The 13245-nt window shown below is 43.2% G+C and carries 10 protein-coding genes; 8 read left to right on the top strand and 2 right to left on the bottom strand.

The window, feature by feature from the left end:
* Positions 1-579 precede the first annotated feature (579 nt).
* The 7 genes from LQ567_RS05290 to LQ567_RS05260 all read left to right on the top strand — a co-directional run bounded on the left by LQ567_RS05290 (position 580) and on the right by LQ567_RS05260 (position 10462).
* On the top strand, positions 580-2745 hold the full coding sequence (locus LQ567_RS05290; protein WP_231003070.1) for a TonB-dependent receptor: 2166 nt from the start codon (positions 580-582) through the stop codon (positions 2743-2745).
* 470 nt (positions 2746-3215) lie between these two features.
* Positions 3216-4688, top strand: a complete 1473-nt coding sequence (locus LQ567_RS05285) for a sensor histidine kinase (protein ID WP_231003069.1) — start codon at positions 3216-3218, stop codon at positions 4686-4688.
* 6 nt (positions 4689-4694) lie between these two features.
* Positions 4695-8279: a response regulator gene (locus tag LQ567_RS05280; RefSeq protein WP_231003068.1), complete on the top strand. Its 3585-nt coding sequence runs from the start codon at positions 4695-4697 to the stop codon at positions 8277-8279.
* 10 nt (positions 8280-8289) lie between these two features.
* Positions 8290-8661 carry a response regulator gene (locus LQ567_RS05275; RefSeq protein ID WP_231003067.1) on the top strand — a complete coding sequence of 124 codons (372 nt, stop codon included), beginning with the start codon at positions 8290-8292 and terminating at the stop codon, positions 8659-8661.
* Entirely contained in the window at positions 8662-9495 is an 834-nt protein-coding gene (locus LQ567_RS05270) for a CheR family methyltransferase (protein WP_231003066.1), read from the top strand. It begins immediately after the preceding gene.
* On the top strand, positions 9495-10073 hold the full coding sequence (locus tag LQ567_RS05265) for a chemotaxis protein CheB (RefSeq protein WP_231003065.1): 579 nt from the start codon (positions 9495-9497) through the stop codon (positions 10071-10073). The genes LQ567_RS05270 and LQ567_RS05265 overlap by 1 nt, the downstream gene beginning before the upstream one ends.
* Positions 10074-10081: 8 nt before the next feature.
* Complete coding sequence (locus LQ567_RS05260; protein ID WP_231003064.1) at positions 10082-10462, top strand: response regulator; 381 nt, start codon at positions 10082-10084, stop codon at positions 10460-10462.
* On the opposite strand, the gene LQ567_RS05255 is transcribed toward LQ567_RS05260, so the two are convergent.
* A complete protein-coding gene (locus tag LQ567_RS05255) occupies positions 10455-11579 on the bottom strand; it encodes a PAS domain-containing sensor histidine kinase (protein ID WP_231003063.1) in 1125 nt (374 codons plus the stop codon). The two genes, LQ567_RS05260 and LQ567_RS05255, sit on opposite strands and share 8 nt — an antisense overlap.
* A gap of 333 nt (positions 11580-11912) precedes the next feature.
* Between LQ567_RS05255 and LQ567_RS05250 the strand changes: the two genes are divergently transcribed.
* Positions 11913-12143 (top strand): hypothetical protein, encoded by a 231-nt coding sequence (locus LQ567_RS05250; RefSeq protein ID WP_231003062.1) that lies wholly within the window; start codon positions 11913-11915, stop codon positions 12141-12143.
* A gap of 285 nt (positions 12144-12428) precedes the next feature.
* Here LQ567_RS05250 and LQ567_RS05245 read toward each other — a convergent pair whose 3' ends face one another.
* The gene (locus LQ567_RS05245; protein WP_231003061.1) at positions 12429-13244 is read right to left on the bottom strand and encodes a hypothetical protein; all 816 of its coding nucleotides are present in this window, start codon (positions 13242-13244) and stop codon (positions 12429-12431) included.
* Between the last annotated feature and the right edge of the window lies 1 nt (position 13245).

The following is a 13245-nucleotide window of genomic DNA, read 5'->3' as shown; positions in this document are numbered from 1 at the left end:
CTGATTCCGCCCGGTCCGCAAAACGGATCATCAGCAATGATGGTCCGTTTTACTGTTGTGCTGTTTGAACAGTAAAATCGGCGACGTTCAATAGTTAATCCCAAAAGTCGAGCTGAGGCTCCTCGCTGTTGCGTGCCTTTGAAGAATTTGAGGCAGGAAACGGATTCCCGTTGATGCTTTACAATTTTGAGTTTCTTTATATTAACTTTGCAGATCTTGAAAAAGTGCTTGGGGTATATATTGATCCTTTTTGTATTGTTCAGCAGCATGTTGCCGTGCTCCGTCCTGGATGGATGTGAAGATGAACATACGGCGGAGCAATCTTCTCACCCCGAAAAGCACAATGATTGCAGCAATTGCTCTCCTTTTTCAATTTGTTCCGTATATCACGGCTGTGTAATTAACCCGGCAAATATGGGTTTAACAGTACCGGAGATGCATATTGTACAGGATTATCCCGATTTTTATATCGGCATCCAGTCAGATTATCACGCCCGTTTGTTTCAGCCTCCCAGGGTATAAGCAGTTTTTTTTAATAACTGTAATTCTATTTACTAATTTTTATTTTACTATAATAAAATGAAGAAATTACTATTTCTGAGCATAGTAATGCTATGTGCTTATGTATCGTATGCTCAAAGTAACTTAACCCTGTCTGTAAAAAACAAAGAAGATAAAACCCCGCTTCCGGGAGCAACTGTTTTCATTGAATCCCCCAGTAAATCAGTGATAGCGGATAGTTCCGGACGGGTGGTCATTGAAAACCTGCCCAATGGCAATTATGCCGTTACCATAAGTTTTGTTGGTTTTAAAGAAGAAAAATTAACCGTTACACTTCCACAAGCGGATGCCGCCGGTAGTGAGGTATTGCTGGAACATGGTGAAGAAGGGCATGAGGATGAAGAAGAAGTGGTGGTAACCAGTACCCGTATCAGTCGCACCATCGCCAATACGCCCACCCGTACAGAAGTGATCTCCGGTGAAGAGCTGGAGGAAAAGGGGAATATGAAACCCGGGGATATCCGGATGATGCTCAATGAAAGCACCGGTATCCAGACCCAGCAAACTTCCGCCACGTCGTTTAATTCCGGCATCAGGATCCAGGGGCTGGATGGACGTTATACACAAATACTGCGGGACGGGTATCCGTTGTATTCGGGGTTTTCGGGTGGTCTTTCTTTGTTGCAGATCGCGCCGCTGGATCTAAAACAGGTGGAAGTGATCAAAGGTTCCGCATCTACGCTTTATGGCGGAGGTGCCATTGCCGGACTGGTGAACCTTATCTCCAAAACACCGGGGGAGCAGCGGGAATTGAACTTCCTGGCGAACGGAACTACCGCCGGAGGCCTTGACCTGAGCGGCTTTTACAGCCAGCGATATGGAAAAGCGGGGGTGACCGTATTTGCTTCGAGGAACAGTAATAGGGCATACGATCCGGCTGATATTGGGTTATCTGCCATTCCAAAGTTTGAGCGTTATACAGTCAACCCCCGTTTATTCCTGTATGGAAAAAGAACGACTGCTAATTTTGGAGTTACTTATATTACCGAAGACCGCACGGGTGGAAGTATGGATTATATCAAAAATGGAGCTCCCGGATTTTTTGAAAAGAACAACACGGACCGGATCACCACCCAGTTGGGCATTGCACATAAGCTTTCTGAAAATTCAACCTTACAGCTAAAGAACAGCTATAGTCGCTTCGACCGGCTGATCGCGATCCCTGATTACCGGTTTGATGGCCTGCAGCAGTCTTCCTTTTCTGAACTGACCTGGAACCGGGCCGGTGAAAAGGCTGACTGGGTAATCGGAGCGAATGTTTTAACGGAAGACCTGAAAGAGCGTAAGCAGACAGACTTCCCTTTGAGGAACTATTCTTATGTAACTTATGGAGTATTTGCTCAAAATGCCTGGACGGTTTCAGACCTGTTGGTATTGGAAACCGGGCTACGCGGAGATTATGTAACCCATTACGGGTTTGAGCTGATGCCCCGCGCGTCTGCCATGTTTAAGATTGCCCCTGCACTTACCACCCGCATCGGTGGCGGTTATGGGTACAAGACGCCCACGATTTTTACCGAAGAGGCGGAACGGATGCAGTTCCGTGATCTGCTTCCGATCGACATTCATCATGCCGAAAATGAACGATCTGTTGGTGGCAACTGGGATATTAATTACCGCACTTCCATCGGAGCTGTGGGCATCAGCCTGAATCATCTGTTCTTTTATACAAAGCTGCGCCGCCCGCTGGTACTGGTAACAGAAGATGACGGAACTGCGGCGCTTAAAAACTCGGATGGTTATCTGGATACAAAGGGTATGGAAACCAATTTAAGGGTTAGCTATGGCGATTTCAAATTGTTTGTGGGCTATACGTATACCGATGCCAATACCCATTTTACCGGGGGAAAGGAATGGCTTCCGTTAACAGCCCGGTACCGGCTGAATAATGTGCTGATGTATGAAGTAGAGGATAAATGGAAACTGGGCCTTGAAGCGTATTATTACAGCAAGCAGCAATTAAGCGATGGCACCAGCGGAAAGCCTTATTGGATCACCGGTTTTATGGCGGAGAAGCTTTGGGAAACGTTTTCGCTGTTTGTGAATTTCGAAAACTTTACGGATACCCGCCAAACCCGCTTTGGCAGTATTTACACCGGAACGATTGACCACCCTGTTTTCAGGGATATTTATGCACCGTTAGATGGATTTGTGGTAAATGGAGGAATAAAGTTGAAATTGTAAATCATGCTGTAAGAAGCGTAGTTTTAGCAAACAGGCGGATCAATTTTGATAATACCGCCTGTTTTTTATATAAGATGAAGACGAAGCGTTAACCTGTAAAATGATTACCCCGCAAATTTTTAAAAAGTGCTTCCTAAATTGTAAGCGTGCTATCGAAGTATCAGATGTTTCAATTTAGTTTTCGATATTCAACAGCGAACCAATCCATGTTCACAATTGGAGTAAAGTGTAGAATATTTTCCACACTCTAACTGCTTGCCTAATAAAATGATGGGTCTCATCCGCAGGGAACATGGCTGTTTTGAAATTTCAGTTAACCGGAATCGTATGATTGATTCAGCCAGACTTGGGTGTATCTAAAAATAAAATTTAAAAGTTAGCCTTTTTTACTATTTTACGAGTTCCTATAAGTAAGTTGTTGGTTTGGAGAAAATTGTAATACGTGCCTGTAAAAGCATAAATTTTTATTCATGGTTCTAATTGTTGACGATCAGGCGGAGAATATTTTTTCGTTGAAAAAATTGCTGGAATCCCAGGATTTTGAAGTGGATACGGCAGCCTCTGGTGAAGAAGCCCTTAAGAAAGTGCTAAAAAATGAGTATGCCCTGATCATCCTGGATGTGCAGATGCCAGGCATTGATGGTTTTGAAGTGGCTGAAACATTATCGGGTTATAGCAAGACCAAAGAGCTTCCCATTATTTTTCTTTCTGCTGTTAATACAGAAAAAAAGTTTATTACAAAAGGGTATGCTTCAGGTGGTATCGATTATATTACGAAACCGGTTGATCCGGACATTTTGCTTTTAAAGGTAACCACGTTTCACCGCCTGTATGAGCAAACCCTGGCACTTAATGAAACAAAGAAAGTGCTCGAAAGGGAGATCGAAATCCGCAAAAAAGCGCAACAGGAATTAAATGATAAAGTAGAAGATTTGAATACCACCCTGGAAAGCCTTCCCCAGATCGCATTCCGGGCGGATAGTAATGGGCGTATAACCTTTGTAAATAAGAAATGGTTTCAATACTCAAACTGTACCAGTATATTTCCGCAAACACACCCGGACGACGTCGAAATGGAAAAGATATGGCGCAATGCCATAAATGGCGGAGAACCGTTTGAGTGTGAAGTAAGGATTAAGGAATGCGCATCTGGGCTATATCCGTATCATTTGTTGCGGATCATTCCTATGAAAAAAGATGCCGGTATTAAAAACTGGGTTGGCACCTTTACTTATATAGACGACCAAAAGCAGGCGGAACGAAAAAAGGATGAATTTTTAAGTATTGCAAGCCATGAGTTAAAAACACCTTTAACCAGTATTAAAGCATACATACAACTATTGGCGCGGCTGGAAAGCAAAAAAAACGAAGGGAGCGTTGTCGCTTCTTATATCAGCAGGGCACATGAACAAGTAGGAAAACTGGAACACCTGATTGCGGATCTGCTTGATATTTCTAAAATAGAGAATGGAAAGCTGAAGATGAATAAAAAACCGTTCGATATGGAACAGCTGATTGCGAATGTTGTGGAAACGGTATCCAATACCAATCATCATTCAACGTTGCGTGTCGAAAGAGCAGGAGTACCCATGCTCAAAGAAATCGTTGGCGATGTGATACGTATTGAGCAGGTATTGATTAATTTTTTCACGAATGCCATCAAGTATGCTCCTGAGGCGGATCGGATCGTACTTCATACGGCCATCAATAATGATCACGTATATATAGCCGTACAGGATTTTGGCATAGGTATTCCTTCGCATAAAAAAGACCAGGTATTCGGTAAATTTTATCGTGTAGAAGAGTCGGCAATGGAATATCAGGGGCTGGGTATTGGCTTATACATTTGCGCAGAGATTATTAAACAGCATTACGGAACTTATGGTGTGGAAAGCACTCCGGGGGAAGGAACAACCTTTTATTTTACGTTACCATTTAGCTAAATTTATATGCCCAAGAAACTTATTCGCAAATTACAGATCGGATTTGGGATCTCTCTTTTCATTTTGCTGGCAACCTCGGCTGCTTCATTTATCAGTATCCGGAAACAGATCGATGATCGCAGGCAGGTAATTCATACGCAACAGCTCATTCTGTCTGTAACGCAAATACTGACTGATCTTCAGAATGCGGAAACCGGTCAGCGCGGTTATTTGCTCACAGGAATACCCGGCTTTCTTGAGCCCTATTACAACAGCTTCAATGCCTTACCGTCTTCGATAAAAAATGCCCGCATCCTTGCAAATGGCAACGCCCGGCAAATGCAGCAGATCGATAGTATCGAGTTTTTTGTAAATAAACAACTCAATTCCCTGAAGGAAACCGTAGGTGCAAAAAAAGCGGGTGGGGGTGCCAGCACAAACGAACTGGAGCAGGGGAAAGTATTAATGGATAACTGCCGTAAGCTTATTGCCGATTTTATCGGTAAGGAAACGGCGATGCTTGAAAAAAGCAATGCGGAAATGCACCGGAGTTCCAATATAACCGCCCTTTTTATTTTATGTGCGGCAATCGCTTCGTTACTGGTTACGATTTATTTTTATTTACAGATCCGGGGCGAATTTAAACAAAGGGAAAAAATCCAGCGTGCGCTGAAGACAAAAGATGAAGAAATTACAAGAAGACTTACAATTATTCAGGGTATTGCGCAAAAAATTTCAGCAGGTGATTATACGGTAAGAGTCAATGACGCGCAAAAAGATGATTTGGGTAGTATTGCTGCTTCACTTAATGAAATGGCAGCATCCCTTCAAACCTCCTTCCAGGAAATTAACAGTAACGAATGGCGACAGGCCGGTCTTGTTCGGTTGAGTGAGATAACCGCAGGTAATAAAACGGAAGAGGTACTGGCGAAGGATACACTTGCGCATTTGGTCAATTATGGAAAACATCTGAACGGAGCACTTTATCTGATCGATGACGACCTGTTGCAGTTGCAAAGTGCATATGCTATGGAGCCATATATGAAAACGCAGTATTACCCGGGCGAGGGAATGGTGGGGCAGGTATTTGAAAATAAAAAGATCAGGACGCTGGAACATTTATCGGATTCGGACTATATATCTACCTGTGCAACGGGCCAGATCAGGGTTGCGTATTTGGTTTGGCTGCCATTGCTTGTTAAAGGACAATGTATGGGTGTGATCGAGCTGGGGAGCCTGTCGCCTTTTAGCGCACTGGAAATGGAATTTCTCCGGGATGCCTGCAATACGGTCACCCTTGAAATACTGGCAGCCAGGAGCAGGAAGCGCGTACAAATGTTGCTTGAAGAAACGCAATCACAGGCAGAGGAGCTACAGGCGCAGCACGCGGAGCTGGAAAACCTGAATACAGAACTGGAAGCCCAGGCCCAAAAACTGCAGGCTTCGGAGGAGGAACTGCGGGTACAACAGGAGGAGCTGTTACAATCGAACCAGGAATTGGAGGAACGTTCAAAGTTGCTTGAAGAAAGGAACCAGCTTATTGCCATTCGCAATAAAGAAATACAGAAAAAAGCAGAGGAACTGGAATTGAGCACGAAATATAAATCGGAGTTCCTGGCGAACATGTCTCATGAGTTGCGGACCCCGCTGAATTCGATACTCCTGCTATCCCGGCTCATGACGGAGAATACGGATGGAAATCTGAATGAGGACCAGGTGGCATCCGCTAAAGTGATCCAGAGTTCCGGCTCCAGTCTCCTGAGCCTGATAGACGAAATACTGGATTTATCCAAGATCGAAGCTGGTAAAATGGAGCTGGATTACCAGGAGATTTCGGTAAATGCCCTGAAAAATGATCTGTTTAATATGTTTACGCCGCTTGCAACTGCAAAGGGCTTACATTTTGCAATTGAAGTGGCCCCGGAAGCCGCTCAGGAACTGGTGATTGATAAACAGCGTTTGGAGCAGGTACTGCGCAATCTTCTTTCCAATGCCATTAAATTTACGCAACAGGGCGCTGTAACCTTAAAGATATTTCCAGATCCGGATATTGCTGATGCGGTAACGTTTGCTGTGCATGATACGGGGATTGGCATCAGCAAAGAAAACCAAAGAATTATTTTTGAAGCATTTCAACAAGCGGATGGATCTACCCGGCGAAAGTTTGGCGGTACCGGGCTTGGGTTGTCAATCAGCAGGGAACTGGCCCGGTTACTTGGAGGCGAGATCGTTGTGGAAAGCATACCGGGCGAAGGCAGTATATTCACACTTACCGTTCCTGGTAAGAAGCCGGAAGCCTTTATTAAACCGGAAACCGGATTGCATGCCGCTGCAGGTAAAGTAGAGGAGCATTCCTCCATGGCTTCCGAAGAGCAGCCGTTAACAGTGGCCAGCATACCGGAGGAGGTGGCAGATGACAGAGGCAATCTTCAGCCCGCGGATAAAATCATATTGATTGTAGAAGATGATGTGCATTTCGCCAGGGAGCTTTTAAAGTTCAGTAATCAGCAGGGCTATAAGGGCATCATTGTAGTTAGAGGAGATATTGCTGCACAGGCAGCGGAACAATATCAGCCGGTTGCTATTTTACTGGACATCCGGTTGCCGGTTAAAAACGGATGGATGGTCATGGACGAAATTAAAAGCAATCCCAGAACGCGCCACATTCCTGTACATATTATGTCCTCAATGCAGGAAAAGAAGAAAAGCCTGTTGAAAGGGGCTATTGATTTTATAAGTAAACCCATCGGTCCCGAACAGCTTGGAGCGATTTTCCAAAAAGTTGAAGATGCGCTTGTCCGGAACCCGGGCAAAGTGCTGATCGTAGAAGAAAATACAAAACATGCTACAGCACTTTCCTATTTTCTTGGCAATTTTAATATTGTATCGGAAATCAAAAACAGCGTGCAGGAGAGCATTGCATCGCTCTTGTCAGACCGCGTAAATTGTGTCATCCTCGATATGGGCGTACCGGATAAAACGGGGTACGAAACCCTGGAAGCCATTAAGCAGGAAGCGGGTCTGGAAGACCTGCCCATTATTATTTTTACCGGGAAAAAACTTTCACACGCAGAAGAGTTACGCATAAAACAATATGCTGATTCCGTTGTTATCAAAACAGCGCATTCTTTTCAGCGCGTGCTGGATGAAGTAGGATTGTTCCTGCACCTGGTAGAAGAAAATGCAGAACCGGAAAGACGAAAAATCAATAAATCCGGAACACTCAGCGAGATATTAAAAGGAAAAACAGTGTTAATCGCTGATGATGATGTACGAAATATCTTTTCCTTAAGCAAAGCGCTGGAGGAATATCAAATGAAAGTGGTATCTGCTACTGATGGAAAAGATGCCTTGAAGCAGTTAGCGGATCATCCGGAAATTTCGATCATTTTAATGGATATGATGATGCCCGAAATGGACGGACATGAAACCATGCAGCGGATCAGGAGCCAACCGGCGTACACTAAAATACCCATTATTGCCGTTACTGCAAAGGCAATGACCGGCGATCGTGAAAAATGTATCCGTTCAGGTGCGTCGGATTATATTTCAAAGCCGGTAGATAAAGATCAGTTATTATCGCTGTTACGAGTTTGGTTGTATGAAAATTAAGGGAACAGAAATGAAGCATGCAAAAAGGATTTTAATCATTGATGATGACAGCCGCAATATATTTGCGCTGCAATTAACACTAAAATCCAGGAAGTATAATTATGTATCCTGCCAAAGTGCGGCGGATGGATTAAAAGTATTACAAACGGATCCGGAGATCGGATTGGTGCTGATAGATATGATGATGCCGGAAATGGATGGCTATGAAACGATCCGTGCGATTCGCTCTTCCGGAATATACCCGGCAGTGCCTGTTATCGCCGTTACAGCGAATGCAATGACCGGTGACGAAAAAAAGTGCCTGGATGCGGGGGCAGATGCCTATGTTGCTAAACCGATTGACGTTGATAAATTGGTATACCTAATTGAAAAATGGTTATAAATGATAGAGCCGGATATTATAAAGGACGCCGAAATAGAAGTATTGCTGAAAGATATTGCGGATGTGTACGATTATGATTTTACGCAATATAGCAAAGCTTCGCTGAAAAGACGACTGAACAGGATCTGCATCATTGACAAATTTACAAGCTTTGCAGAGCTTAGGTACCGGCTTATTAACGACGCATCTTATTTACAACGTTTTATTGAGGAAATAACGGTGAATGTTACCGAGATGTTCCGGGACCCGCTTTTTTATAAAGCCCTGCGAACAGATATTTTACCGTCGTTGGGCACGTATCCGTTTATACGCATCTGGATCGCAGGTTGCTCAACCGGGGAGGAAGCATATTCAATAGCGATTTTACTGAAGGAAATCGGCTTATACAACCAGGCACTGATCTATGCAACGGACATCAACCCCGGCGTATTGGAGAAAGCGGCAAAGGGAATTTTTGCCGCAGGGCCGATGCGGCAGTATGCTGAAAATTATATTTTATCCGGGGGGAGTAAAGACCTTTCTGTTTATTATATTTCACAATACGATCATGTGCGGTTTCATTCAGATCTGAAATCAAAAATCATTTTCTCCACACATAACCTGGTATCAGATGCGTCTTTTAATGAATTTCAATTGATCCTGTGCCGGAATGTGCTTATTTATTTCGACAAAGATCTTCAAAACAGGGTCTTTAAATTATTTGATGACAGTTTACAGCCACTGGGATACCTGGCGTTGGGTGCAAAAGAAACCATCCGGTTTTCGCACCTGGAACATAAATACCGGCAATGGAATGGAGAAAAGATATGGAAAAAAATTAGTTGGGAGTCCTGATGGCTGCAAACAAACAAACTGAAATTTTATTAATCGGCGGCTCAGCCGGAAGCATCAGTGTGCTGTTGAAAATGCTTCCGGATCTGCGCCGGGACCTTTCTTTTCCGGTTGTCATCGTGCTGCACAGGAAAGCAGGTAACGAAAGCGGCCTGGAACTGTTATTGAACACGCACAGCAACCTGCCGATCATGGAAGCCTACGATAAAATAAATATTCGGCCCGGTACGGTTTACCTGGCCCCGGCAGATTATCATCTTTTATTTGAAGACAAAGAACAGATCGGGCTGGATTTTTCAGAAAAAGTAAACTATTCGAGGCCTTCAATTGATGTTGCCTTTCAGTCTGCCGCGCGGGTCTTTAAGGCGAATACGGCTGCTTTGTTGTTATCGGGTGCCAATAACGACGGATTAAAAGGTATGGAATGTATAGCTCAATACGGAGGAATGTTACTTTTGCAGGATCCTGCAACCGCCGAGGTTGCATTTATGCCGAAACAGGTGCTTTTTAGAATGAATGTGCAACAGATTCTGCAACCGGAAAATATGGCTCGATTTATGAATCAACTTAATGGAAATTAAATAGGTGTATGAAGCATAAAACTATACTCGTTTTTGATGATGATGTTAATATACTGGATATATTTAAAATTGTTCTTGAAGGTTCAGGATACCGGGTGGCATTGAGCCAGACTTCCGATAATATTATCGAAAAAACAAAAGAGGTGAACCCGGATGTTATTATTATGGACAATTGGATACCGGGTATGGGCGGACTTAAAGCTACGCTTCTTCTTAAGGAACATCCGGATTGTAAACAGATCCCTGTGATCTATTGTTCAGCAAACCGTGAGGTGCGCTTATTGGCAGAGCAGGCAAATGCGCAGGCTTTTTTAGCTAAACCATTTGACTTGGAGGATCTCGAAAATATGGTGGCCCAATTGGTACAATCCAATGGTCCATCTATTTGAGCGCCTGTGGTTCCCGAGGCAGGGTGAAACTAAATATAGACCCTTTTCCAACTTCGCTTTCCACGCTAATGATCCCATTATGGCGCGTGATGATTTCTTTGCTTATATATAAGCCCATTCCCAGGCCGGGAATCTTATAGTCATTTGCAACCGCACGGTAAAATCGGGTAAATATTTTATCCATGCAGGTTTCATCAATGCCTATCCCTTCATCTTTAACAGATACGGTTACTGTGTTGTGCTCTTCTTTTATGGAAATGGATATGGTACCGCCCCCCGGCGAATATTTTACCGCATTTCCCAGCAAATTAATAAGTACCTGTTCAATCCGAAGACGATCTGCTTGTAACAAGATGGAATGACCGGTCTCAAAAAGAAAGGTGTGCGTCGTTTCATTTTGAAAAAAATCAATAGTCTCATTCATCAATTCCACCAGGTCAAATGTTTCCGGCCGCAGTTGTAACATGCCGCTCTGTGATCTGGAGAAATCCGAAAGATCGTTAATAAGCAACGTGACTTTGTTTACCTGGTGCATGCAGCGTCCTACAATCAAAAGCCCACGCTCATCGATCGGCATATACTTTTTTAAAATCTGCAGGGAGCCGCTTAATGTGGTGATGGGTGTTTTCAGCTCGTGGGTTACTGCAGATATGAATTCATCTTTTTTGGTACTTAATATCTTTACTTCATTGTATAATTCCTCTTTTTCTTGTTGGATTCTTATTTTTTCTGAAATGTCGCGCGCAATTTTTGAGGCACCGATGATTGCTCCGCTACTGTTTTTTATGGGGGAAATACACAGTGAAATAGGAACCAGCTGATTACTTTTTGTTTTCCGGATGGTTTCAAAATGTTGAATCCGCGCACCGCTGCTTATTTCGCTTATAATAAAATCTTCTTCCGACAGCCGGTCTTCGGGAATGATCAGCGAAATATGTTGGCCCATCGCTTCATGCTCAGTGTACCCAAATACCTTTTCCGCTGCAGTATTCCAGCTGGTAATAATTCCTTCCAGTGTTTTACTGATGATAGCGTCATCGGAAGAATTGACAATGGCCGCAAGCAACGCCTGTTTATCTTCTTCAGGAAATATGTTAATCTTGATTGTTTCCGGCATATAAATATGTAATGAGTGAAGTTTAATACATTTTTTGAGAGTTATCAATCGTTAAAAATATGATTTTTTGCCCGGCCACCCATTTTTATTATAGCTAAATGGAAGATTTAATTTGGTATGCAAATTGCATTATATGTTTCATTCTAAGCGGCCCCTGGTGTAGCCATAATGAATAAGCACTTTTGATAAGCCGGTTATCAGGCATGGTTAAAACAGCAAAAGATTCAACACTCGTCGTAAAATCCATGATCGGTGAATGGGACGGGGGCTTTTAGGACGTTTAATGTGGATGGTAAAAGGTAAAATCATTGCTTTTAATTATAAATTTTTTTTATGCGAATATTTCAACCCTCTGATACCAGTGTAGAAAAAAATACCCCAGGTCCTGCACTACCTGTTTTGTTTACCGGGAATGCCATATCCCACTTGTCATCGGTAAAAACTTCTATTGATATTGCGGAATGGAAATGGCATGAGGAGATCATTGATGGCCGGCGTACCCGTATCGTAACGGATAAACTTTCTGCTCACTTTGATCTGAAGACGGGTGATTTTTATGAGTAGCCGGTCTTTGGATTCCCGTATAGTTCTATAGGCGACAAGTCCAATTAACGTAAAAATGAAAACATCAGTTGCATTATTGCTTTCCGGTTTATTTTTGCGGATCCGATTTGGTGCCTTAACGGCAGGCAGCTGGCCGATGCCCGGTTATATATAGCGATTTTGCTTTTTTGAAATGCACCGATTGTAACCAACCTGCATTTCGTTTGCAGGAGTGCTGTTTTTTTACATTATTGAGTAGACCTGATTTCTTACGTTCTGTTGGAGTATCCAATGATGACTGATAATTTAGTGTGCAATAAACAGCGGTGCAGTTTGTTCCTGCATGAGTTGCTCAGCAAAACTCTTTTGAAGAAAATTGGAAACGGCCGATCGCCCGAAGGAACCCGTTACAATGATCGCATTTTTATGGCACTCTACCCAGGTTGTAAAAAGCCGGTTATGATTCCAGTGTAATTTTTTAATTGCTGCATTTTTAAAGTGTGCATTAACATATTCTTCCAGCAGGTCTAAATCGGGAATGTCATCACTGTTTTCATTTTTGATATACACAAAACTTGCAGGTAAACTGGTGTACTGAGGAAATGTTTTACAAAACGCAACCAGCGCATGCATACATTCCGGGGAGCCGTCATAGGCGCAGATCATTTGCTCTAGGCTTATTTTTCTTTCTGGAATTGCGAGTATGGGACAATTTGTCCAGCGCAATAATTCCAACATATACGTGTTGGGCTGCTGTGCATCAACCTGGGTAAAGAGCATTTTCTGACTGATGATCATCAGGTCGGCAAACCTGCTTTCCTTTTCCCAGAATATCTTGTTCCAGGAAGCGGCTGTCTTTTCTTTAACAAGGTGCCCGATGTTGTTCGTTTTGCATTGGTTGATAAAGCGCTCCACCACCTGTGGCGGGATGCCTTTTTCGGTATCCTGCAGCTTGAAATCGCTGTCTAAAGCGTAACCGGCATAGATCAGCTCCCTGATTTTCAAAGTGGAGAAAAAAAGGCCCTTTACAAACAGCGGTTCATATTGCTGTAGCTGTTTTATAAACTCAAATGTTTCATGCGAATAATTATCGCCGTCACAAACAAAAAGTACTTTTTTCATC

The organism is Niabella pedocola, assembly GCF_021044425.1.
GTDB classification, from domain to species: Bacteria; Bacteroidota; Bacteroidia; order Chitinophagales; family Chitinophagaceae; genus Niabella; species Niabella pedocola.
The sequence above is the reverse complement of the archived record's forward strand: the minus strand, read 5'-3'. Positions and strand labels throughout refer to the sequence as shown.